We start from the raw sequence: 24,151 nt of genomic DNA on the forward strand, positions 1-24,151 counted from the left end.
GATCACTCTCCCTGACGATCGGCGTCATCGTGCTTTTGCTGACGCCCCAGTTCGCGCACCGTCATCAGGCTGACGCCGCCCACCACGCCAATGACGCCGCCGAGTAACCCCATTGCCGTGGCAGAAACCGCGCCGCCCTCTTTTTGCGCCACCTCCGGTTTGTCGGCGCGCGGCGTCGGATTTTCCACGCTGGCGAGCTGGTGAATGCCTTTATGAAAGCCGATGCCTTCTTCGTTACAGCCGTAGCACGGATGACCAATCGCCACCGGCCACACGCCACCGACATCGCAGAATTGCAGCGTCGAACAGTTGCCCCAGGTTTCCGGGCCTTTGCAGCCTAAATGATATAAACACCAGCCGGCGCGATGGCCCTCGTCGCCAAAGGCGCGGGCGAAGCGTCCGGCGTCGAAGTGCGGTCGCCGTTCGCAGTGTTCATGGATCAATCGACCATAAGCAAAGGTCGGGCGGTTTTTGGCATCCAGCGCGGGCGGCTTGCCCCAGGTAATGATGTGCGCCACGGTGGCAAGAAAGTTATGCGGATTCGGCGGGCAGCCGGGAATATTGATCACCGTTTTGCCTGGCAGTGCCGCCTGCAATCCGACGGCGCCGGTTGGATTGACGCCTGCCGCCGCCACGCCGCCCCAGGCGGCACAGGAGCCAATGGCGATAATGGCCGCCGCATGTTCAGCGGCTTTACGGATATGGTCGACAATGGGCTCACCGGCGACCATGCAGTAAATGCCGTTGTCCTTCAGCGGCACCGAGCCATCCACCACCAGCACGTACTGCCCCTGATATTTTTCCAGCGCCTGATGTTTGTTGTCTTCGGCCTGATGCCCAAAGGCCGCGCTCAGCACTTCGTGATATTCGAGGGAAAGGGTTTCCAGCAGCAGATTTTCAATGGTGGGATGGGTGGCGCGCAGCAGCGATTCGGTACAGCCGGTACATTCCTGCGCGCCGATCCAGATAACCGGCAGGCGCTGCGGCTGGCTGAGCGACCCGGCCATGCGGGCGGCCGCCTGGCTGCTAAGCCCCATGGTGGCGGCCAGCGCGGTGCATAACGTCATGAAATCCCGGCGCGTGATGCCGGGCGGAATAGCAGATGTTGTTGTAACCATAATTGCGCTTCCTTATGCAAAGGTGGCGCTATTTCAAACCCTTCCCTGGAAAATTGCTGCGATCGGCCCGACAATTAACCTTAAAAGTGACATGGTTATTTACAAAAAAAGCCACAACGTTACCGTCGTGGCCTGATGATCAGAATACTAAAAGTTAAAACGCGACCCACTCGTCAGAGGCGGGGGATTTTACTGGCGGGGTATAGCGTGACGACGATGTCGCAACAGGCGCGGCGGCAAGCTTTTGCTCGTCTGCCGATAAACGGAACTGCTGAACCGCACGCTGCATCTCCTCCGTCTGACGCTCCAGCGCCACGGCGGCGGCCGATACCTGCTCTACCAGCGCGGCGTTCTGCTGGGTGACGCTGTCCATCTGGGTGATGGCCACCCCGACCTGCGAAATGCCTTTGCTCTGCTCCGCGGACGCGCCGGCGATCTGCTTCATAATAGTGGTCACTTCAGTAACCGCACGCAGAATGCCTTCCATGGTGGTGCCGGTATCGTTCACCAGTTTTGCGCCTTTATCGACGCGGCTGACCGAGTCCGCGATCAGGGTTTCGATCTCTTTGGCCGCCCCTGCGCTGCGGCTGGCCAGATTACGCACTTCACCCGCCACCACCGCGAAACCACGGCCCTGTTCACCGGCACGCGCCGCTTCAACGGCGGCGTTCAGCGCCAGGATATTGGTCTGGAAGGCGATACTGTTGATCACCGTGGTGATCTCGGCGATTTTCTTCGAGCTGTCTGAAATGTCGCTCATGGTGGTGACCACTTCGCTGACCAGCGCGCCGCCTTTGCTGGCAGTGGTGGACGCCACTTCCGCCAGTTCGCTGGCCTGACGTGCGTTGTCCGCGTTCAGCTTCACGGTGGCGGTCAGTTGTTCCATGCTTGCCGCCGTCTCTTCCAGCGCTGCCGCCTGCTCTTCCGTACGGGATGAGAGATCGTTATTGCCGCTGGAAATCTCCGTTGCACCGCGCCAGATATTGTCGCTGCCGGAACGAATGGCGCTGACCGCATCACGCAGGCTATCCTGCATTTCCTGCAACAGCGGCACCATCTGTCCCACACAGTTACGGCCCATCGCCTCTACCGGCTGGCTGAGATCGCCCCGGGCGATCAGGCTGAAGTGCTGGCGAATTTTCGCCAGCGGTTTAACCAGCATGGCAACCAGATAGCGATCGGAGAACAGCAGTAACAGAAGGCCTAAGATCACCGCCGCGATGATCGCCGTGCGGGTAACGCTGGTCTGATGGTCTACCATGACGCGGGTATCATCCAGCATCTGGTTCGCCGCTTTGTTGAACGCTTCGGTGCTGGCACCAAAGGCGCGGCTCAAAGCGGGCGTTACGTTGCTCGCCTGATTGCGGTAAGCGTCAAGATTGCCTTGCTGCGCAAACTGAACCTGCGCCGTCACGCCCTGATCCAGCAGCGCCTGCCAGTTACCGATCACCTGTGCGGAAACATTCGCATCAATCGGGCCGGGTGAGATCGCCTTCAGCGCGTCCAGTTTGGTTTTCATATTGTCCAGCGCCTGCTGAACCGGGCCAAAATCGGCGCTGCCGCCCGCCGCTTTTGCCTCCATTGACCGTGACAATCGGGTGACGACGCGGAAATACTGATCATTGCCCTGGCTGAGCAGCGTCATCTGCGTGACCAACTGGCGATCCATATCATTGCCTTCAGCCACTTTCGACAGCGATAACACGCTGAATAATCCGACACCCGACCACAGCAGGCAGAAAACGCCAAGAATGGCGAGCATCACAAAGCGAATTGTGAAGTTTTGGAGCATACGCATAGTTAATTCCTTGCTTGAGGTGCATTCCCATCCAGAAGGTGGGACTTATTATGGTTATCGGCAAAATATGCGTAATATGTATGCCACGGCGGACCTTTTTTGATCAAAAAATAATCCACCAGGAATCCTTTAAAAAACAAGGCTCCAGGCATTTAAATAATATCGCCATTCACTTTTGCTCACACTTTTACATATAGTTCAGCAGATAGTTACAGCGGCAACTATCTGTAAGCTACTTATCTTAAAGAGAAAATCCCCACTCCATTTATTTAGCCTGCTAACATTCTTATTGATGCGAAAAATAAGAATCCTCCCAAAACTAATAGATTCTCGGGTTGGTTTAAACAATGTTTATGGGGGAATAAATCCCTTATTTAAATAATACTATTTACTATCTGTAGTCGCAGCATCTCAATATAGACGGTAATTTAAAAAGGGTGCATTAATTTAAATTAAGTAATCTTAAATATGGCACGTATAGTTAATTACGTGTTTCGCCATATTATGCATATGTTACCCGTAATAAAGATGCGCTTTTTTTGATGAGCCAAACCCGCAAGCGCTCACCGCGCCTGCCTTCCAGCCTGGTATCCGGGCCGCGTGACGCCTGAGTGCTTAAACCATAAGGCGCATTAATGAATAGTTAAGCAACGCTACATAATCATAAAGATTTGTGACCGCTGCGGCTTGTGGCGATCGGCGGTAACGCTAAAATAGAAACAGCGTTTCGAATATTTATAATCAAAAAAGGAGACATCATGCCCTGGTTAGCCAATCCTGCCCGTTACGAGCAGATGCAGTATCGCTACTGCGGGAAAAGCGGGTTACGCCTGCCTGCTCTTTCGCTGGGTTTGTGGCACAGTTTTGGTCACGTTCAGCCGCTGGATACCCAGCGCGCCCTGCTACGCACCGCCTTTGATGCGGGCATCACCCATTTCGATCTGGCCAACAACTATGGTCCGCCGCCGGGCAGCGCCGAGGAAAATTTTGGTCGTCTGCTGAGGGAGGATTTTGCGGCCTACCGCGATGAACTGCTCATCTCCACCAAAGCGGGCTATGACATGTGGCCAGGCCCCTACGGGTCCGGCGGCTCGCGTAAGTATCTGCTGGCCAGCCTCGACCAGAGCCTCAGCCGCATGGGGCTGGAGTATGTCGACATTTTCTATTCCCACCGCGTTGATGAAAATACGCCGATGGAAGAGACAGCCTCGGCGCTGGCGCAGGCGGTGCAGAGCGGTAAAGCGCTGTACGTGGGTATCTCGTCCTACTCCTCTGAACGCACCCAGACGATGGTCGATTTGCTGCGTGAATGGAAAATCCCGCTGCTCATCCACCAGCCCTCGTACAATCTGCTCAACCGCTGGGTGGATAAAAGCGGCCTGCTGGATACGCTGGAGCGCAACGGCGTGGGCTGTATCGCCTTTACGCCGCTGGCGCAGGGTCTGCTGACCGGGAAATACCTCAACGGTATTCCTGACGGCTCGCGTATGCAGCGGGAAGGGAAAAAGGTGCGCGGATTAACCGAGAAGATGCTGACCGACAGTAACCTGAACAGCCTGCGCCTGCTCAACGAGATGGCGCAACAGCGCGGACAATCGATGGCACAGATGGCGTTAAGCTGGTTGCTGAAAGATGCGCGCGTCACCTCGGTGCTGATCGGCGCAAGCCGTCCCGAGCAAATCGAAGAAAACGTGCGGGCGCTGGACAATCTGACCTTCAGCGCGGAAGAGCTGGCGCAGATCGATAAACACGTGGCAGATGGCGAGCTGAATCTCTGGCAGGCGTCGTCGGACAAATAATCTCACCATGCCGGGGACACCCCCCCGGCATGTTCAGCCATCAAATTTGCGCGGTGCGCACATCCCGCGGATCCACGTCCGGGCGGGCATACTCCGGCCACACCAGCGTGACCAGTTCCGGATAGGCGTCGAGACTGAATTCGTGAAAACACTGACTTAAGTTCAGTAATTCCAGATCGGAGTGCGGAACTTTCTCACCGTTAAGGCAGCGTTTTTTTATATTATCGTAATACTTATACACTGCTGAATTCAGATCGCTGCAACGACGTTGCGCTTCAAATAAGCCCGGCACGCTATTTATTTGCGATATGTTCATTCTTTTAATTGTCGCGTGCAGAAAATCAATATATTCATGATTGACACGCCAGTACCACACCGGCGTAATGGCATTCATTAACATTGAAAAGTGATCTTCTCCCTCCTCCTTTGACAACGGCGCGGCCTCAGGAAGTGGGTTGCTGTCTGCGGCTGGCGTGCCTTTATTCAGCTCGCGCATCATAAAAAGTACGCCCGCAGTAAGTAACAACAAAGCAATAACAGAATAAAAAATACTGTTCATGGGCTGGCTCCATTTTTTTTGATTTTAAAAGTCTGCCATGATATTGTCAACGAACCTCACGCCCGGACCCCTTCCCCACTCGTTTGAAATCAAAGGATATTAGAGATGCTGCCCGAGAACCTTGTCCCGGCTCGTTTTCACATTTCCGCGAAGGAAACTGAATCGGGGGAAGCAGAAAAAGACGTTAATTTCACTCAGGGAAAAAGAACGCTCTCTGATTTCGAAAGCGATATATTAACGAATGTCAGCCATACCAGGCAATCGAGAAATATGCTGCTGGAAGAACGCGACCGCCATATAAAAGATCGATTATACCGCGTAGTAAAAATTGAAACATTTACCCGTCTGCTTAACGATTTACAAGCCGAAGGGGACATTGATGCCCAAACCTTAAGTCAAATAATTGCCGAAAAAACCGAAGAGATAAATGCCGCCGGTAATGATGTCTGGCTTAACCTCATTACCCGCGAAAAAGATGCGCCTTTGTTTTATAAACTAGAGGATGAATAACGTGAAAGATGTTGAAGATAATAACGTTTATTTGGCTTTAGATAATCATAAAAGCGACGAATTTATCTTAAAGCAAAATCTCGATGCCCTGGTACAGAGTAAAAATGATCATATTACCCGTCTGGCGCGGGATCTGATCTCCATTCCTGCCGCGCTGGTGCGCTTAAAATGGCAGAACCGCCGCGAAATTTACGCGTTGCAGATTAAAGAAGAGATTTACGGCGCTGCGATAAACGAAGTGGCGAAGCGCCACCCTGAACTGTACGAAAAAATCATGTCCCGCCTCGAAGCCAACTACCAGCATCTGCTGGCGCGAGAGACGGCTACGCTGCGTATTACCCGCAAGCTGGCTGACGGGGGCTATCTGACGTCTAACGTCACCAGCGTAGCGCTGACAGAGAAAACGCCGCCGGTTGCGGAATAACGCGCAAAAAAAAGCTGACCGGAGTCAGCGTTCTTTTGTCGGGTGGCGCTTCGCTTACCCGACCTACACTCTGGGCGGCTTCGCCTCACCCGGCCTACACTTTGATTTGCCGGGTGGCGGCTTCGCCTTACCCGGCCTACCAGATCCAGTAGGCCCGGCAAGCGCAGCGCCGCCGGGCGTGATAAGGCGATTACTGCGCTTTCGCGACCTCTTCACCCACCAGACCTATCTTCAGATAGCCCGCCTGATGCAGCGTATCCATCACCTTCATCATGGTTTCATAATCCACGGTTTTATCCGCGCGGAAGAAAACGGTGGTGTCTTTTTTACCCGCGGTCACGGCGTTCAGCGCGTTGATCATGGTTTCTTCCGTCACCTGATCGTTGCCGATAAACATCGATTTATCCGCTTTTACCGACAGATAGACCGGTTTTTCCGGACGCGGTTGCGGCTGGCTGGACGAGGCAGGCAGATTGACCTTCACGTCCACCGTCGCCAGCGGCGCGGCCACCATAAAGATAATCAGCAGTACCAGCATGACGTCGATAAAGGGCGTCACGTTGATTTCATGCATTTCGCCGTTATCGTCCAGATTTTCATTAAGACGCATTGCCATAGGACATTAACCTAAACGTAATTTCTGTGCAGCGTGCACCGGTTTAGCCGTCGGGCTGGCGGCAAGATCAAGATCGCGGCTTTGCAGTAACAGCACCTGCGCGGCGACGTCGCCCAGCGAGGCTTTATAGCTGCCAATCATGCGGGCGAAGATGTTGTAGATCACCACCGCCGGAATAGCGGCAACCAGACCAATGGCCGTGGCTAACAGCGCTTCCGCGATACCAGGCGCGACAACCGCCAGGTTAGTGGTCTGCGTCTGGGCGATCCCGATAAAGCTGTTCATGATGCCCCACACGGTACCGAACAGGCCGATAAAGGGCGAGATCGCGCCAATGGTCGCCAGATAGCCATTCCCACGGCCCATATGACGGCCCACAGCCGCCACGCGGCGCTCAAGGCGGAAACCGGTACGCTCTTTAATGCCTTCGTTATCTTCCGAACCGGCAGAGAGCTCAAGCTCGTTCTGCGCTTCGTTAATTAACAGCGTACTGAGGCTTTTAGATTTAAAGGAGGCGGCGATTTCACTTGCCTGATCCAGCGAACGGGCTTCGCCGAGCAGTTGCTGTTCGCGCTTAAGGCGGCGCTTTTGCGAGATCAGCTCAACGCTTTTGCTGAAGAAAATTGCCCAGGTGACTACTGACGCCAGGATCAGGCCAATCATCACGATTTTTACAACAATATCGGCATGATGATACATACCCCAGACGGAGAGGTCCGTCTGCATCAAATTATTACCCACTGTGTATCTCCGGACATAAATCACAAATTCTGAGCATAATAATATCAAAACAGCGTCGAATTGATAGTAGTTCTCATTAGTATTTACATGATGCCCCAATTCCTGTGCATTTTCATTGCGCTTACTCAGTAAAAGCTTTCATCGGGCCATTTTCAGAAAATATTGTGCTGAATGAATAACCCTCAGGATGCAGAATCGGGCATTCATGGTAGTCTGGACATCCAGACGTATAAAAACAGGTTTCGATTATGGCAGCGAAGCACATTGATACCGCGCTGGTGAATGCCGGGCGCAGCAAAAAATATACTCAGGGTGCGGTGAACAGCGTTATCCAGCGCGCCTCTTCTCTGGTGTTCGACACGGTGGAAGCAAAAAAGCAGGCCACGCGAGGGCGCGCCAGCGGCGAGCTGTTTTATGGCCGTCGCGGCACCCTGACGCATTTCTCCTTACAGGACGCCATGTGTGAACTGGAAGGTGGCGCGGGCTGTGCGCTGTTTCCCTGCGGCGCGGCAGCGGTAGCCAATACCATTCTGGCCTTTGTTGAACAGGGCGACCATATTCTGGTTACCCATACCGCCTATGAACCGACGCAGGATTTCTGCACGAAAATCCTGGCAAAAATGGGCGTGACCACCGAGTGGTTTAACCCGCTGATCGGCGGCGACATCGCCGGACTGATCCAACCCAATACCCGCATCGTTTTCCTTGAATCCCCCGGCTCGATCACCATGGAAGTGCACGACGTGCCCGCTATCGTGGCCGCTGTGCGGCGCGTGGCTCCGGAAGCGATCATCATGATCGACAACACCTGGGCGGCGGGCATCCTGTTTAAAGCGCTGGATTTCGGCATTGATATTTCCATTCAGGCGGCCACCAAATACCTGATTGGCCACTCCGACGGCATGATCGGCACCGCCGTGGCGAATGCCCGCTGCTGGGAGCAACTGCGCGAAAACGCCTACCTGATGGGGCAAATGGTGGACGCTGACACCGCCTATATGACCAGCCGCGGCCTGCGCACCCTGAGCGTGCGTCTGCGCCAGCATCATGAAAGCAGTCTGCAGCTTGCCGAATGGCTGGCGGCGCATCCGCAGGTAGCTTGCGTGAATCACCCTGCGCTGCCGGGCAGTAAAGGCCATGAATTCTGGAAGCGCGACTTTACCGGTAGCAGCGGTCTGTTCTCATTTGTGCTGCGTAAGAGGCTGAATAATCAGGAGCTGGCGGCTTATCTTGATCACTTCACGCTGTTCAGCATGGCCTACTCCTGGGGCGGCTATGAATCGCTGATCCTGGCGAACCAGCCGGAGCATATTGCGGCGATCCGTCCGGGCGCTGAGGTCGACTTTACTGGCACCCTTATCCGTCTGCATATAGGTTTAGAAAACGTTGATGATTTACGTGCTGATTTAGCAGCGGGATTTGAGCGCATCGTGTAAAGTTAGCAGCCTGACAAGAAATCTTTCCAGACCAGCAGACTCGTCTGCATTTCTTGCGTGGGGGATCAAGGTGTCCTTGACATTTCAGGCGTACAATAGCGCTCAATATGCGGTTCCACAGGAAAGTCCATGGTAGTTATTCAAAATATTATCGCCGCGCTCTGGCATCATGATTTCGCGGCGTTAGCTGATCCACATGTTGTCGGTGTCGTTTACTTCGTGATGTTTGCGACACTGTTTCTGGAAAACGGATTACTTCCGGCCTCTTTCCTGCCAGGCGACAGTCTGCTTCTCTTAACCGGAGCGCTGATCGCCCGCGGCGTGATGGACTTTATACCGGCGCTGGTGATCCTCACCACCGCCGCCAGTCTGGGCTGCTGGCTGAGCTATATTCAGGGCCGCTGGCTGGGCAATACGCGGGTGGTGAAAAGCTGGCTGGCGCAGTTGCCAGCTAAATACCATCAGCGGGCCACCTGCATGTTCGAGCGGCATGGCCTGCTGGCGCTGCTGGCCGGGCGTTTTCTGGCCTTCGTGCGTACGCTGCTGCCAACGATGGCGGGCATCTCCGGCCTCTCCAACCGCCGCTTTCAGTTCTTTAACTGGCTGAGCGCGCTGCTGTGGGTGGGCGCGGTGACCTCGCTGGGCTATGCGCTGAGCATGATCCCTTTCGTGAAGCGCCATGAAGATCAGGTGATGACCTTCCTGATGATCCTGCCCGTATTTCTGCTGGTCGCCGGATTACTGGGCACAGTGATCGTGGTGATTAAGAAGAAATACTGCAACGCCTGACTTTTATCCCCTCACCTCGCGGTGAGGGGGTTATTACGTCCCCTGCATCGTCCTGATCCTGGCCGCATCCTCCCCCGGCGTCACGCCAAAATAGCGTTTAAACTCGCGGCTGAACTGCGAGGCGCTTTCATATCCTACCCGCATGGCCGCCGCGCTGGCTTTCATACCGTCGTGGATCATCAGCATCCGCGCCCGGTGCAGACGGTAGCTTTTCAGATACTGCAACGGCGAGGTGCTGGTGACGGATTTAAAATTGTGATGGAACGCCGAGACGCTCATGTTGGCTTCGGCGGCCAGCTGGTCAACGCTCAGGTTTTCCGTGTACTGGCTTTCGATGCGTTTTAACACGCGGCTGATCAGGCTGAAGTGCGTCTGACGGCTTACCAGCGCCAGCAGTGCGCCGCCGCGCGGGCCGGTCAGCACGTGATAGAGGATTTCCCGCACGATTTGCCTGCCGAGGATACGCGCATCCAGCGGGCGCTCCATCACGTCAAGCAGGCGCTCCACCGCACAGAGAATTTCATCGGACAGCGTGGCGGAGTTAATACCGCTTGCCGCCAGCGCTGGCCGGAAATGCTCGTCCTCGCCGATATCCATCAGCAGCTCCTGAAGCTGAAGAATATCCACATTGACGCGGATCCCCGCCAGCGGCACTTCCGGGGTGGCGAAGGTTTCACACTCGAACGGCAGCGGCACGGTGAGCAGCAGATATTCGTTGGCGTCATAGTGAAATACGCGGTCGTTGATATAGCCCGTTTTATGCCCGGAAAAGAGGATCACTATGCCCGGCTGGTACATCACCGGCGTGCGAGTGCCCGGCTGCGTGCCGTACAGCAGGCGGATATCCGGCAACAGCTCGCTCAGCCTGTTCTCATGAATTTTCAGTCGCTTAACCTGTTCTGTCAGGTGCAGACATATTTCTTCGCGGTTCATTTTACACCACTCCGGATGGGTTTTTTGACGAATACAGTGTGCGTATTTCTGTGCATATTCTCCAGCGACATGGAGAAATGGGCAAGACATCGGCAGGAATGTGCATTGAGAGGAACAGCCCCGATGGCCACAATGAAACGCATCAGGCCATCCATGGCCAGCCGTTTTTTAACCCACATAAGGGCACGAGCAATGAATAACTTTAATCTGCATACCCCCACCCGCATTCTGTTTGGTAAAAACGCCATTGCCGATCTGCGCGATCAAATTCCGGCAGGCGCACGCGTGCTGATCACTTACGGCGGCGGCAGCGTCAAAAAAACCGGCGTACTGGATCAGGTTTACAGCGCCCTCAATGGTCTCGACGTGCTGGAGTTTGGCGGCATCGAGCCGAACCCGTCTTACGAAACCCTGATGAAAGCCGTTGAGATTGCGCGTAAGGAAAACGTGACCTTCCTGCTGGCGGTCGGCGGCGGCTCGGTGCTGGACGGCACCAAATTTATCGCCGCGGCGGCCCACTACCCGGAAGGCATCGATCCGTGGCAGATCCTGCAAACCTCTGGCAGCGAAATCAAAAGCGCCATCCCGATGGGTTCCGTGCTGACGCTGCCCGCCACCGGTTCTGAGTCCAACAAAGGCGCGGTGATCTCCCGTAAAGCCACCGGCGATAAACAGGCGTTCCATTCGCCGTTCGTGCAGCCGGTCTTCGCGGTGCTGGATCCGGTTTACACCTACACCCTGCCGCCGCGCCAGGTGGCGAACGGTGTGGTGGATGCCTTTGTGCACACCGTTGAGCAGTACGTCACTTATCCGGTGGACGCTAAAATTCAGGACCGTTTTGCAGAAGGCATTCTGCTGACGCTGATTGAAGACGGCCCGAAAGCACTCACCGATCCGGAGAACTATAACGTACGCGCAAACGTGATGTGGGCAGCGACCCAGGCGCTGAACGGCCTGATTGGAGCGGGCGTGCCGCAGGACTGGGCGACGCATATGCTCGGCCACGAACTGACGGCGATGCACGGTCTGGATCACGCCCAGACGCTGGCGGTGGTGCTGCCTGCGCTGTGGAATGAGAAACGCGACGCCAAACGCGACAAGCTGTTGCAGTACGCCGAGCGCGTGTGGAACATCACGGAAGGTTCTGACGACGAGCGTATCGATGCGGCTATCGCGGCCACCCGCGATTTCTTCGAGCAAATGGGCGTGCCGACGCGCCTGTCCGGCTACGGTCTGGACGGCAGCACCATCCCTGCCCTGCTGGCGAAACTGGAAGAGCACGGTATGACGAATTTAGGCGAACATCAGGATATGACTCTGGATGTCAGCCGTCGTATCTACGAAGCGGCTCGCTAAAGGTTTTTTCTTCTGCGCCTTTCGTTTTTGGGCTTTTCGTCCAGACTTAAGGCACACCACTTCACCAGGCGTATGCCTGGTGGATTTCATAAAAGGAGGAATGCATGGCAAATCCAACCGTTATCAAGCTTCAGGACGGCAACATCATGCCGCAACTGGGTCTCGGCGTGTGGAAAGCGGGCAATGAGGAAGTGATCTCCGCCATTCATAAAGCGCTGGAAGTGGGTTATCGCTCAATTGATACCGCTGCCGCGTATAAGAACGAAGAAGGCGTCGGCAAGGCGCTTCAGAGCGCTGGCATCCCGCGTGAGGATCTGTTCATCACCACGAAACTGTGGAATGACGATCAAAAACGCCCGCAGGAAGCATTGCAGGAAAGTCTGGATAAACTGCAGCTGGATCATGTTGATCTCTACCTGATGCACTGGCCGGTACCGGCTATCGATCACTATGTGGAAGCCTGGAAAGGGATGATCGCCCTGCAGGAACAAGGGCTGGTGAAAAGCATCGGCGTGTGTAACTTCCAGATCGCGCATTTACAGCGTCTGATTGATGAAACGGGCGTGACGCCGGTGATCAACCAGATCGAGCTGCATCCGCTGCTGCAACAGCGTCAGCTGCATGCCTGGAACGCCACCCATAAGATCCAGACTGAATCCTGGAGTCCGCTGGCGCAGGGCGGCGAAGGCGTGTTCGATCAGAAAGTGATCCGCTCGCTGGCAGACAAATACAGCAAGACTCCGGCGCAAATCGTCATCCGCTGGCATCTGGATCAGGGTCTGGTGGTGATCCCGAAATCCGTTACGCCTGCGCGCATTGCGGAAAACTTCGATGTGTGGGATTTCCGTCTGGATAAAGATGAACTGAGTGAAATCGCCAAACTGGATCAGGGCAAACGTCTTGGCCCGGACCCGGATCAGTTCGGCGGGTAATTCATTGCCGGATGGCGACGCACGCGTCTTATCCGGCCTACAGCCTGTAGGCCCGGTAAGCGGAGCGCCACCGGGCAACGGCCTGTAGGCCCGGTAAGCGGAGCGCCACCGGGCAACAGGCTTACCCCCCGGCAACCTTACTGCGTTTTCTGGCGCTGACCGGCGTCTGACGCTGATGCGCCACCGGCGTATGTTTGGTCAATGCCGGGCGAGTATGCCGGTTCTGGCGCTTCGCTTCGCGCATCTCTTCAATGGTCGGCGACGGCACCAGGCAGTCGCGGCGTCCGCCAATCAGATGTTTTTTCCCCATCTCTTCCAGCGCCTGACGGATCAGCGGCCAGTTTTTCGGGTCGTGATAGCGCAGCAGCGCTTTATGCAGACGACGCTGCTTATCCCCTTTCGGGATCACCACATCCTCACTCTTATAGCCAATTTTACCCAGCGGGTTTTTGCCGGTGTAATACATGGTGGTGGAGTTGGCGAGCGGCGACGGATAGAAGTTCTGTACCTGATCGAGGCGGAAGCGCCGCTGCTTCAGCCACAGCGCCAGGTTCACCATATCTTCATCGCGTGTGCCGGGGTGCGCGGAGATAAAGTACGGGATCAGATACTGCTCTTTGCCGGCCTGTTTCGAGTAGGTGTCGAACAACGCTTTAAAGCGGTCATAGCTCCCCATGCCCGGCTTCATCATCTTCGACAACGGCCCTTCTTCGGTATGCTCCGGGGCGATTTTCAGGTAACCGCCAACGTGATGGGTCGCCAGCTCTTTAATGTAGCGCGGATCTTCCACGGCGATGTCATAACGCACACCGGAGGCAATCAGGATCTTCTTGATACCTTTCAGATCGCGGGCGCGGCGATAGAGATTGATCGTCGGCTCATGATTGGTATCCATATGCTGGCAAATGTCCGGATAGACGCACGACAGACGGCGGCAGGTCTGCTCGGCGCGCGGTGACTTGCAGCGCAGCATATACATGTTGGCGGTCGGGCCGCCGAGATCGGAGATCACGCCGGTAAAGCCCGGCACCGTGTCGCGGATCGCCTCGATCTCGTTCACGATCGAATCTTCAGAGCGGCTCTGAATAATGCGCCCTTCGTGCTCGGTAATGGAGCAGAACGAGCAGCCGCCAAAGCAGCCGCGCATAATGTTGATGGAAAAGCGGATCATCTCATAGGCCGGGATACGGGCAGTGCCGTAGGCCGGATGCGGAATACGCTGGTACGGCAGCGCAAAGACGCTGTCCATCTCTTCCGTAGAGAGCGGAATGGCGGGCGGGTTGATCCAGATATAACGCTCGCCGTGTTTTTGCATCAGCGCGCGGGCGCAGCCTGGGTTAGTTTCGTGGTGCAGAATGCGCGACGCATGGGCGTAAAGCACTTTATCGGCCTTTACCTTCTCGAAGGACGGCAGCAGCACGTAGGTTTTTTCCCAGGGTTTCGGGCGCGGCGGCTGCACAACGACGGCTTTTGCTTCGACTTTTTTTGGTTCAACAGGTTGGTTATCGGCGCATGGCAGATCTTCACCATAGGGATGTGGGATCGGATCAATTTTGCCTGGCCGGTCAATGATGCGGGAATCCACGCCGCTCCAGCCCGGCAGCGCTTCTTTCACCATGATCGCCGTGTTACGCACGTCGCGGATATTGTCAACCGGCTCGCCCTGCGCCAGACGATGCGCCACTTCCACCAGCGGGCGCTCGCCGTTGCCGAAGATCAGCATGTCGGCTTTCGAATCCACCAGCACCGAGCGGCGCACGGTATCAGACCAGTAATCATAGTGCGCGGTACGGCGCAGGCTGGCTTCGATACCCCCCAGGATCACCGGCACGTCTTTCCAGGCTTCTTTACAGCGCTGGGTATAAACGAGCGTCGCGCGGTCGGGGCGTTTACCCGCCACGTTATCCGGCGTATAGGCGTCGTCGTGGCGCAGTTTACGGTCGGCGGTATAGCGGTTAATCATTGAGTCCATGTTGCCCGCGGTGACGCCGAAGAACAGATTCGGCTTGCCCAGACGCATGAAATCCTCTTTGCTGCTCCAGTCCGGCTGGGCGATGATCCCCACGCGGAAGCCCTGCGCTTCCAGCATACGTCCGCAGATCGCCATGCCGAAGCTCGGATGATCGACATAGGCATCCCCGGTAACCAGAATGATGTCGCAGCTGTCCCAGCCAAGCTGATCCATCTCCTCCCGTGACATTGGCAAAAAAGGTGCGGGGCCAAAGCAGGCCGCCCAGTATTGCGGCCACGAAAAGAGGTCGCGATCCGGCTGGATCAGGGAAATAGCGCTCATAATGCTTCCGGGGAAAAGTTATCAAATTCGAAGGGCGGGGATTATACGCTGTAATACCGCAGAGAATGAAGGCTTATTGTTTAAAAATCATCCGTGCTTAACCCCTCACCCCGGCCCTCTCCCCAGGGGAGAGGGAGAATACCGGGCCGTTCGTTAGGGTGAGGGGAAAAAAATCAGGGGGCGGGATTCACCAGCAGTTGCCCGATAGATCCGCGATCCGCCATCTCCAGCGTCTGGCTGTAATACTGGAACGGGAAATGCGGCCAGGACGGCTGCCCGAAGTACACCAGCAGCTCTACCTGACCATCCACCCACACGGTATCTTTCATGCCGCGATCTTCCGGGAAGGGAATGGCGCCGTTGACGTTGCGGATCTGGAAGCTGACACCTTCAATATGGAACGCCTGCGGCGTGTCGGCGCGCACCGTCCAGCGCTCCCAGGTGCCCTGCTGGGCGGTAATATCCAGACGCTGAATATCCCACAGCTGGCCGTTGATACCCGGATCGTCGCCGAGGCTGATATCACGGCTGCGCACCGGCGTGCCGGTCAGCAGTTCGCTCGGCAGCAGACGCATCGGCAGGCTGTCGGTCACCAGCGGCAACAGCCCGGTCGGGCGCAGCGTCAGCACCAGGGTGGAGATCAGAATGCTCGATGGCTCGAAGAAGCCGCGAATACGATCGACAATGCTCGCCGCTTCTCCGCAGGTTATCGACACTTCATCGCCATTGGTCATATCCACGAGGATCTCCCGGCGCTCGCCCGGCGCCAGCGACAGCTGCTTCACCGACACCGGCGCAGGCAGAAAGCCCTGGTCGCCGGAAATAACGTGCAGCGGGCGACCGTCGCTCAGCTGTAACTGATAACGGCGCGCGTTAGACGCGTTCAGCAGACGCAGACGCACCCAGCCGCGGGAAACCTCGACATACGGCCCCTGCACGCCGTTCGCCAGCAGCGTATCGCCCACAAAGCCGCCGCTGCCCGGCTCGCTGTATTCCGGCGTGCCAAAGTTATCCAGCCGCTTGTCCTGAATAATCACCGGGATGTCGTCCACCCCATAATGATTCGGGATCGGCAGGGATTTGCTGATCTCATCCTCCACCAGCCACATTCCCGCCAGCCCGTTATAGACCTGTTCGGCGGTGCGGTTAGGGGTGTTGGCGTGATACCACAGCGTGGCGGCATTCTGGCGCACCGGCAGCACCGGCGCCCAGTCGGCATTGGGTGACATCATGCGCGCCGGGCCGCCCATCAGCGGGCCGGGCACCTGTAAGCCGCTCACCGTCATGGCGACGTTTTCCGTCATGCGGTTGCTGTAGATCAGCTTCACGTCGTCGCCGCTCCAGACGCGGATCGTCGGCCCCAGATAGCGGCCGTTAATCCCCCACACCTGGGCGCGGGTGCCCTGGGTAAAGGACCAGTGCGTGCGCTGAAGCGTCAGAAACAGCGGCTGGCCGCGGCGTGATTCCAGCAAGGGGGGAATGGGCAACGGCAGTTGCTGCCCGGCAGCGTTTGCCCTCAGCGGCACCGCTCCGGCACAAAGCGCAACCCCGGATGCCTGAATAAACTGACGCCGACTGAGTGACATATCTGCTCCATGTAAAACTGACTTTTAATACGAGGGAAAATTAACGCTTATCGGCGGCATTGCGCACGGCAACTTCCTGGTCAAGCGCGGCGATTTTATTTTCCATTAATGCCCGGCAGTGTACTGCCAGCTCACGAACCTGATCTTTACCAAACTTAGTGGTATCCACCGGTTGCATCATCTCGACGATCACATGACCGTTATTCCAGCGGTTGAGGCTGATGTTATTCGAGGTGGTGGAGACGCATACCGGGATCACCGGCACACCGGCGGCAATAGCCGCATGGAATGCACCGGTCTTAAACGGCAGCAGACCACGGCCACGGCTGCGGGTGCCTTCCGGGAACATCCAGATTGAAATATTACGCTTCTGAATGTTCTTCACGACCTGGGCGATAGTACCGTGCGCTTTGGCGCGATTATTGCGGTCGATCAACAGGTTGCCGGTCAGCCAGTAAAGCAGGCCGAAGAAAGGGATCCAGATAAGGCTTTTTTTACCCACGGTCACGGTCGGCGGCTGCACGATGCAGGACGCGGTGACCATATCGTAATTATTTTGATGGTTACAGATATAGATAGCGTTGCCAAACTCAGCGGCATTCGGCGGCAGGCGGGTTTCCACCTTCAGGCCAAGCACAGGCGCGAGGCGGCCAAACATATGACCAAAAGTGGCGACGTGCTTCGGATTCCGTGGGCTGAACAGACAATATATACAGCCAAAAATACACAGCAAAATGCTGTAAACAACAATAATAATAGAGCGAATAATAAACAGCATAGCTACCTCTTATGCCCGGGGCATCCGGCCATTCGGGAAATTTTAACTGACGTCCCCCGTAAGAAAAGGGGGACGGTGATACCGTGATTACTCTTCGCTGTCGCCGGGGCTTGCGCGATGCGGGGAGTCAATCTCCACGCGGTCGATGCGTTGCAGGCCGCGCATCAGCGTGCCGCGACGTCCGCGCTCGCCATGCACCTTCTGCAACTCTTCCGGACGCAGTTTGATTTTGCGCTTGCCAACGTGGATGGTCAGCGTACTTTGCGGCGGCAGCAGATAGAGGTGCGCGAGGCTGTCTTCGCCTTTAGCGGCCTCGGCCGACGGAATGCTGATGATCTTATTACCTTTGCCTTTTGACAACTGCGGCAGATCGCTGACCGGGAACATCAGCATGCGTCCGGCGGCGGTGATTGCCAGCAGCATATCGCTGTCGTCGGTAATTTCCAGCGGCGGCATGACGCGGGCATTTTCCGGCAGCGTGATCAGCGCTTTACCGGCGCGGTTACGGGCGATGAGATCGTTAAAGGTGCAGACGAAGCCGTAGCCTGCGTCCGATGCCATCAGCAGTTTCTGCTCTTCGCCTGCCATCACCATATGTTCCACAGACGCGCCCGGCGGCAGCGTCAGCTTACCGGTCAGCGGCTCGCCCTGCCCACGCGCCGAAGGCAGCGTGATCGGATCGATGGCGTAGCTGCGTCCGGTGGTATCAATAAATACCACCGGCTGGTTGCTCTTGCCTTTCACGGAGGCTTTCCAGCCATCGCCCGCTTTGTAGCTCAGGCCCTGCGCGTCAATGTCATGACCTTTGGCGCTGCGCACCCAGCCAGACTGCGACAGCACAATGGTCACCGGCTCAGACGGCAGCATGTCGTGCTCGCTCATCGCTTTCGCTTCTTCGCGTTCATGCAGCGGCGAGCGGCGATCGTCGCCAAAAGCTTCGGCATCCGCCTGCAGTTCTTTCTTCAGCAGGTTACTCATTTTGCGCTCAGAGGCGAGAATGCCCTGCAGCTGGTCGCGCTCTTTTTCCAGCTCGGCCTGCTCACCACGGATTTTTACTTCTTCGAGCTTCGCGAGGTGGCGTAATTTCAGCTCAAGGATCGCCTCGGCCTGGGTTTCGCTGATACCAAACTTCGACATCAGCGCTGGCTTCGGTTCGTCCTCAGTACGGATGATCTCAATCACTTCATCAATGTTGAGGAACGCCACCAGCAAACCTTCAAGGATATGCAGGCGCTTGAGCACTTTCTCCAGACGGTGATTCAGACGGCGACGCACGGTGTCGCGTCGGAAGACCAGCCACTCGGAGAGGATCTCCAGCAGGTTTTTCACCGACGGGCGGCCATCCAGCCCGATCATGTTCAGGTTGATGCGGTAACTTTTTTCCAGATCGGTGGTGGCGAACAGGTGGTTCATCACCTGATCCATATCCACGCGGTTCGAACGCGGCACAACCACCAGACGCGTCGGGTTTTCGTGATCGGATTCATCGCGCAGGTCGTCGACCATCGGCAGCTTTTTATTGCGCATCTGGGCGGCGATCTGCTCCAGCACGCGCGCGCCGGAGACCTGGTGCGGCAGCGCGGTGATCACCACGGCGCCGTCTTCTTTGGTCCAGACCGCACGCATACGCACCGAGCCGCGCCCGTTCTGGTAGATTTTGCGGATTTCCGCCCGCGAGGTGATGATTTCCGCTTCGGTCGGATAATCCGGCCCCTGCACAATATCCAGCAGCTCATCCAGCGTGGTTTTCGGCTGTTCGATAAGCGCGATCGCCGCTTTCGCCACTTCACGCAGGTTATGAGGCGGGATGTCCGTCGCCATACCAACCGCGATGCCGGTGGTGCCGTTCAGCAGAATATTCGGCAGACGAGCAGGCAGCATTTTCGGCTCCTGCAGGGTGCCGTCGAAGTTCGGCTGCCATTCCACCGTGCCCTGCCCCAGCTCGCCCAGCAGCAGCTCGGCGTATTTAGAGAGACGGGATTCGGTATAACGCATGGCGGCGAAGGATTTCGGATCGTCCGGCGCGCCCCAGTTGCCCTGACCGTCCACCAGCGGATATCGGTAAGAGAACGGCTGCGCCATCAGCACCATGGCTTCGTAGCAGGCGCTGTCGCCGTGCGGGTGATATTTACCCAGCACGTCACCTACGGTACGGGCCGATTTTTTGAACTTGGCGCTGTTGTTAAGACCGAGCTCTGACATCGCATACACGATGCGGCGCTGAACAGGTTTCAGGCCATCACCAATAAACGGCAGCGCCCGATCCATAATGACGTACATGGAATAGTTTAAGTAGGCGTTTTCCGTGAATTCATGCAGCGCAAGGCGCTCTGCCATATCGCTCATTAATCGATGTTCCTCAACGTGTGCGCCCGCCTTTCCGGCGGCGATAATGCCGCAGATACTACCTTATATAAGGCAATGAGTCATTGTGCTGCGCGATAACTTTAGCGCACCGGGCGGTTTTTGTCGGGGGAGATCGAAAGGCGATGATGAGGGATGAAAAGCAGGCCGGTTTCCCGGCCCGATGCCAGTTACTTACTGGTTTTGGTGATTTTCTTCACCTCGATTTCAGCGGAGTTCCAGTCTTTATCGACTTTCCCCTGAATTTCAACGGTATCCTGCGGGGTGACGGTCTGGCCATTCCAGCGTTTATCATCAATTTCCACATCGATGGTGCCTGATTCATCGCGGAACAAATAGTTGTCGCCGCCGGTACGCTGTTCAATTTTACCCGTCAGCGTTACCCAGGCGTCATCGGACAGGGATTTCGCTTTTTCGGCCGTGGTTTTGGTGCCCGACGGGCCAGTAAAGCCGCCGCCGTTTTGCGTTTGGGTTGCGGTATCAGAGGCCTGAAAACCGCCCTGGGGGGCGGCGAGCGCCGGAGCAGAGGCCAGGGCCAGCACGGTAAAAAGCATAGCGATGTTTTTCATGATGATTCTCCCTTGAGGATGGCTAACAGTAAATAACTATAACAGGCCTGCAAACCCAGGCCTGGCTGAAAAATTAACTGTTGTTACTTTGTGGCTGCGTCCGGGTTGAAGCATTCGGCTGCGGTTTCGGCGCCGTGGTGTTATCTCCCCAGTGACCATGTCCGTCATGGCCGATATTCCCGGTGGCGGTATTTCCCTGCCCCGTATGGCGCGCTTCACCCGTTTCATGCTCCGTCAGGCCGGTGTGCATCGCCAGTGCGGGAGCAGAAGCAAACATCAGGACAGTTAACAGTGCTGCGGTCTTTTTCATCACGTCTTCTCCTTGTGGATGGGTAACCTTAAGCATCAGTTAACACCGCAGATCTTAGCGGGTTCTTAACAGCCAACATTTTTTCTGCTTTTTCTCTCGATAATGCCGGAAGGGTTAACTTACCGGCGATTTTCCCTGTACAAGCCCGCAGCCAGCGGGTATTAACTGCCAGCAGGAACCATGGAGGAGACGGTATGCGCATATTGCTGATTGAGGATGACAGGCTGATCGGGGACGGGCTGAAAGCGGGTCTGAGCAAACTGGGGATGACGCCCGACTGGTTTACCGATGGCAGGCAGGGTATGCAGGCGCTGGATCAGGCGCCCTACGACGCCGTGGTGCTCGATCTCAGCCTGCCGGGCATGGACGGGCTCGACATCCTAAAAGCGTGGCGACGCGCCGGACATCAGCATCCGGTGCTGATCCTTACCGCCCGGGATGCGCTGGAGCAGCGGGTAGAAGGGCTACGGCTGGGGGCAGACGACTATCTCTGCAAACCCTTTGCGCTCATTGAAGTTGCCGCCCGTCTTGAAGCCTTAACCCGTCGGCATCATGGTGGCGTGGAAGCCACGTTATCCCACGGCGAGGTGACGCTCGATCCGCTTAAGCTCACCGCCACCCTGGCGGGCGAACCGCTGGTGTTGCAGCCGAAAGAGTTCGCCCTGCTGGCGCTGTTTATGCGCAATCCGGGGCGCGTTCTGCCCCGCACGCTTATCGAAGAAAAACTTTATAACTGGGACGATGACGTCTCCCGCAATGCGCTGGATGTGCATATTCATCATCTGCGCCGCAAGCTGGGCAGCCGTTTTATCCGCACCGTGCATGGCATTGGCTATTCACTGGGAGACGCATGATTAAGACCCTGACCCACAGCCTGCGCTTAAGGCTTACCACCGGATTTATGGTGCTGGCGATCGTCGCCTGGGGCTGCGCCTGCCTGGCTGCATGGCATGAAACGCGGCATTCGCTGGATAAGCTGTTTGATACCCAGCAAATGCTGCTGGCAAAACGCCTGAGCGTGCTTGATCCCGCCGATATGCGCCCGGCGCAGACACTGCCGGAAAGTAAAAAGCTGGTGCGCCATCATCATGGCAGACTGGATGACGATGTGCTGGCGTTTGCTATTTTCTCCCGCGACGGCAAGCGGCTGCTGAACGACGGCGATAACGGCACTGAACTCAATTACGACTACCGGCAGGACGGTTTTCAGGATACGCGTGTGGATGGCGACGACTGGCGCGTGCTGTGGCTGACCACCGAAGACGGCGAACGGCGCATCGCCGTCGGGCAGGAAAAAGAGTACCGCGAGGATCTGGCGCTGGAAATCGTCATGTCGCAGCTGACGCCCTGGCTGGTGGCGCTGCCGGTGATGATGCTGTTTCTGGTGTGGCTGGTCAGCCGCGAGCTGTCGCCGCTGCGGCGCATCGCCCGGTTGCTGCATCAGCGTAAGCCGGACGCCACCACCCCGCTGCCGGTGGACGGCACGCCGCAGGAAGTGCGCCCGATGGTGGACGAGCTGAACCAGCTGTTCACACGTATTCATGAATTTATGTCCCGTGAACGCCGCTTTACCTCTGACGCCGCCCACGAATTACGCAGTCCGCTGGCGGCGCTGAAGGTGCAGACCGACGTGGCGCAGCTTTCACAGGACGATCCGGCGTCGCTGGATCATGCGCTGACCAATCTGCGTCAGGGGATCGACCGTGCGTCACGGCTGGTGGAGCAATTGCTTACCCTCTCGCGCCTCGACTCGTTGAACGGGCTGGAGGAGCCGGAGCCGATCCCGATGGCGGATCTGCTGCAAAGCGCCATTATGGAAGCGTGGTCTGGCGCGCAGCGGGCGGGCATCGATCTGCGGCTGGAGACGCGCGCCGACAACGTCATCTTTTGCGGGCATCAACTGTTGCTGCAACTGCTGGTGCGCAATCTGCTGGAGAACGCCATCCGCTACTGTCCACCGGGATCCCGGGTGGATGTGGTGCTGAAGGCGCGCGGTTTTTGCGTGCGGGATAACGGCCCCGGCGTCAGCGCGCAGGCGCTGGCGCGTATCGGCGAGCGTTTTTATCGCCCGCCAGGTCAGGAAGAAACCGGCAGCGGGCTGGGGTTGTCCATTGTACGGCGCATCGCGGCGCTGCATCAGATGACAGTGCACTTCCGGCAGGTGACGCCAACTGGCTTCGCCGTCGACATCAACTGGTAAGGATTATTGCGCCAGCAGCAAAAGACTTTGCACATTTTGCTCATTTTACCGTCCCGTCGTTACGGGTAAGATTGTCGTCAAACGCAATTATTCGAGGATAAATAATGAGCAACATTCTGATTGTTAACGGCGCGAAAGAGTTCGCCCACTCCAAAGGCCAGCTGAATGACACCCTGACCGAGGTCGCGCAGGGTTTTCTGCGTGACGCCGGACATGATGTCCGCGTCGTGCGTGCCGACAGCGATTACGACATCAAAGCCGAAGTGCAGAACTTCCTGTGGGCCGACACCATCATCTGGCAGATGCCAGGCTGGTGGATGGGCGCGCCCTGGACGGTGAAAAAATACATGGACGATGTCTTCACTGAAGGCCACGGTTCCCTGTACGCCAGCGATGGCCGTACCCGCTCTGACGGCGCGAAGAAATACGGTTCCGGCGGTCTGCTACAGGGTAAAACCTATATGCTGTCGCTGACCTGGAACGCGCCGCTGGAAGCCTTCACCGATAAAGAGCAGTTCTTCCATGGCGTTGGCGTTGACGGCGTTTACCTGCCGTTCCACAAAGCGAATCAGTTCCTGGGTCTCGATCCGCTGCCGACCTTTATCACCAACGACGTGATCAAAATGCCGGACGTGCCGCGCTATATTGCAGAATATCGCAAGCATCTTGCGGAAATTTTTGCTTAACTGTGAGATGGAATTTAGAAGGAGTTAAACCATGTTAACAGTGATTGCTGAGATTCGTACCCGCCCGGGCCAACACCATCGCCAGGCGGTGCTCGACGAATTCGCGAAGATTATCCCGACCGTACTGAAAGAAGAAGGCTGCCACGGCTATGCGCCGATGGTGGATCACGCCGCTGGCGTGAGCTTCCAGAGCACCAACCCGGATTCCATTATGATGGTGGAACTGTGGGAAACCGTCGCACACCTTGAAGCGCATCTGCAAACTCCGCACATGAAGGCGTGGAGCGAGGCGGTGAAAGGCGACGTGCTGGAAACCCATATTCGCATTCTTGAGCAGGGCGTGTAATACCCCAT

At 56.6% G+C, this 24,151-nt stretch carries 22 protein-coding genes and 1 pseudogene; 11 read left to right on the forward strand and 12 right to left on the reverse strand.

Going from position 1 to position 24,151, the window contains the following annotated elements; all coding sequences use genetic code 11:
- Positions 1-2: 2 nt before the first annotated feature.
- Positions 3-1,118, reverse strand: a complete 1,116-nt coding sequence (hybO, locus tag QRD42_RS01615; protein ID WP_321988052.1) for a hydrogenase 2 small subunit — start codon at positions 1,116-1,118, stop codon at positions 3-5.
- A gap of 154 nt (positions 1,119-1,272) precedes the next feature.
- Entirely contained in the window at positions 1,273-2,916 is a 1,644-nt protein-coding gene (locus QRD42_RS01620) for a methyl-accepting chemotaxis protein (protein WP_321988053.1), read from the reverse strand.
- A gap of 758 nt (positions 2,917-3,674) precedes the next feature.
- On the opposite strand from QRD42_RS01620, the gene QRD42_RS01625 reads away from it, so the two are divergent.
- The gene (locus QRD42_RS01625; protein ID WP_321988054.1) at positions 3,675-4,715 is read left to right on the forward strand and encodes an aldo/keto reductase; all 1,041 of its coding nucleotides are present in this window, start codon (positions 3,675-3,677) and stop codon (positions 4,713-4,715) included.
- 40 nt (positions 4,716-4,755) lie between these two features.
- On the opposite strand, the gene QRD42_RS01630 is transcribed toward QRD42_RS01625, so the two are convergent.
- Positions 4,756-5,274 carry an ESA_00282 family adhesion-associated protein gene (locus QRD42_RS01630; RefSeq protein WP_072569770.1) on the reverse strand — a complete coding sequence of 173 codons (519 nt, stop codon included), beginning with the start codon at positions 5,272-5,274 and terminating at the stop codon, positions 4,756-4,758.
- Between the two features lie 105 nt (positions 5,275-5,379).
- On the opposite strand from QRD42_RS01630, the gene QRD42_RS01635 reads away from it, so the two are divergent.
- Together QRD42_RS01635 and QRD42_RS01640 are read left to right on the forward strand one after the other, a co-directional pair.
- On the forward strand, positions 5,380-5,784 hold the full coding sequence (locus tag QRD42_RS01635) for a hypothetical protein (RefSeq protein WP_072569769.1): 405 nt from the start codon (positions 5,380-5,382) through the stop codon (positions 5,782-5,784).
- Between the two features lies 1 nt (position 5,785).
- A complete protein-coding gene (locus QRD42_RS01640) occupies positions 5,786-6,208 on the forward strand; it encodes a cytoplasmic protein (protein ID WP_234007206.1) in 423 nt (140 codons plus the stop codon).
- A gap of 190 nt (positions 6,209-6,398) precedes the next feature.
- Here the strand turns inward: QRD42_RS01640 and exbD are convergent, their stop codons facing one another.
- On the reverse strand, positions 6,399-6,824 hold the full coding sequence (gene exbD / locus QRD42_RS01645) for a TonB system transport protein ExbD (protein WP_072569767.1): 426 nt from the start codon (positions 6,822-6,824) through the stop codon (positions 6,399-6,401).
- A gap of 6 nt (positions 6,825-6,830) precedes the next feature.
- Positions 6,831-7,565 (reverse strand): tol-pal system-associated acyl-CoA thioesterase, encoded by a 735-nt coding sequence (gene exbB, locus QRD42_RS01650; RefSeq protein WP_072569766.1) that lies wholly within the window; start codon positions 7,563-7,565, stop codon positions 6,831-6,833.
- A 248-nt stretch (positions 7,566-7,813) separates the two neighbouring features.
- On the opposite strand from exbB, the gene metC reads away from it, so the two are divergent.
- The gene (metC, locus tag QRD42_RS01655) at positions 7,814-9,001 is read left to right on the forward strand and encodes a cystathionine beta-lyase (protein ID WP_321988055.1); all 1,188 of its coding nucleotides are present in this window, start codon (positions 7,814-7,816) and stop codon (positions 8,999-9,001) included.
- 129 nt (positions 9,002-9,130) lie between these two features.
- A complete protein-coding gene (gene yghB / locus QRD42_RS01660) occupies positions 9,131-9,790 on the forward strand; it encodes a DedA family general envelope maintenance protein YghB (protein WP_321988056.1) in 660 nt (219 codons plus the stop codon).
- Between the two features lie 33 nt (positions 9,791-9,823).
- Here the strand turns inward: yghB and QRD42_RS01665 are convergent, their stop codons facing one another.
- Entirely contained in the window at positions 9,824-10,723 is a 900-nt protein-coding gene (locus QRD42_RS01665) for an AraC family transcriptional regulator (protein WP_321988057.1), read from the reverse strand.
- Positions 10,724-10,915: 192 nt separating this feature from the next.
- Here QRD42_RS01665 and yqhD point away from each other — a divergent pair, with 192 nt between their 5' ends.
- Positions 10,916-12,079 (forward strand): alcohol dehydrogenase, encoded by a 1,164-nt coding sequence (yqhD, locus tag QRD42_RS01670; RefSeq protein ID WP_321988058.1) that lies wholly within the window; start codon positions 10,916-10,918, stop codon positions 12,077-12,079.
- Positions 12,080-12,183: 104 nt separating this feature from the next.
- Positions 12,184-13,011 carry a 2,5-didehydrogluconate reductase DkgA gene (gene dkgA, locus QRD42_RS01675; RefSeq protein ID WP_318363473.1) on the forward strand — a complete coding sequence of 276 codons (828 nt, stop codon included), beginning with the start codon at positions 12,184-12,186 and terminating at the stop codon, positions 13,009-13,011.
- 130 nt (positions 13,012-13,141) lie between these two features.
- On the opposite strand, the pseudogene QRD42_RS01680 reads toward dkgA, so the two are convergent.
- From QRD42_RS01680 to QRD42_RS01705, 6 genes and pseudogenes are all read right to left on the reverse strand, one after another.
- Positions 13,142-15,371 (reverse strand): annotated as a pseudogene (locus QRD42_RS01680) (YgiQ family radical SAM protein); the annotation flags it as partial.
- 106 nt (positions 15,372-15,477) lie between these two features.
- On the reverse strand, positions 15,478-16,890 hold the full coding sequence (ftsP, locus tag QRD42_RS01685) for a cell division protein FtsP (protein WP_072569759.1): 1,413 nt from the start codon (positions 16,888-16,890) through the stop codon (positions 15,478-15,480).
- Positions 16,891-16,930: 40 nt separating this feature from the next.
- On the reverse strand, positions 16,931-17,668 hold the full coding sequence (locus QRD42_RS01690) for a 1-acylglycerol-3-phosphate O-acyltransferase (RefSeq protein ID WP_072569758.1): 738 nt from the start codon (positions 17,666-17,668) through the stop codon (positions 16,931-16,933).
- Between the two features lie 87 nt (positions 17,669-17,755).
- Positions 17,756-20,014: a DNA topoisomerase IV subunit A gene (gene parC / locus QRD42_RS01695; protein WP_072569757.1), complete on the reverse strand. Its 2,259-nt coding sequence runs from the start codon at positions 20,012-20,014 to the stop codon at positions 17,756-17,758.
- Positions 20,015-20,202: 188 nt separating this feature from the next.
- Positions 20,203-20,601, reverse strand: coding sequence for a YgiW/YdeI family stress tolerance OB fold protein (locus QRD42_RS01700; RefSeq protein WP_321988059.1), 399 nt, complete (start codon positions 20,599-20,601; stop codon positions 20,203-20,205).
- A gap of 73 nt (positions 20,602-20,674) precedes the next feature.
- On the reverse strand, positions 20,675-20,911 hold the full coding sequence (locus tag QRD42_RS01705) for a hypothetical protein (protein ID WP_072569755.1): 237 nt from the start codon (positions 20,909-20,911) through the stop codon (positions 20,675-20,677).
- A gap of 194 nt (positions 20,912-21,105) precedes the next feature.
- On the opposite strand from QRD42_RS01705, the gene qseB reads away from it, so the two are divergent.
- The 4 genes from qseB (at position 21,106) to QRD42_RS01725 (ending at position 24,143) form a co-directional block, all read left to right on the forward strand.
- Positions 21,106-21,765 carry a quorum sensing response regulator transcription factor QseB gene (qseB, locus tag QRD42_RS01710; protein WP_318363470.1) on the forward strand — a complete coding sequence of 220 codons (660 nt, stop codon included), beginning with the start codon at positions 21,106-21,108 and terminating at the stop codon, positions 21,763-21,765.
- Positions 21,762-23,111, forward strand: coding sequence for a quorum sensing histidine kinase QseC (gene qseC / locus QRD42_RS01715; protein WP_321988060.1), 1,350 nt, complete (start codon positions 21,762-21,764; stop codon positions 23,109-23,111). Before qseB ends, qseC begins: the two co-directional genes overlap by 4 nt.
- 104 nt (positions 23,112-23,215) lie before the next feature.
- Positions 23,216-23,797, forward strand: a complete 582-nt coding sequence (locus QRD42_RS01720; protein ID WP_072569752.1) for an NAD(P)H-dependent oxidoreductase — start codon at positions 23,216-23,218, stop codon at positions 23,795-23,797.
- Positions 23,798-23,828: 31 nt separating this feature from the next.
- Positions 23,829-24,143 carry a putative quinol monooxygenase gene (locus QRD42_RS01725; protein WP_072569751.1) on the forward strand — a complete coding sequence of 105 codons (315 nt, stop codon included), beginning with the start codon at positions 23,829-23,831 and terminating at the stop codon, positions 24,141-24,143.
- Positions 24,144-24,151 lie beyond the last annotated feature (8 nt).

It is taken from the genome of Enterobacter sp. PGRG2 (assembly GCF_030291195.1).
Lineage (GTDB): Bacteria > Pseudomonadota > Gammaproteobacteria > Enterobacterales > Enterobacteriaceae > Enterobacter_D.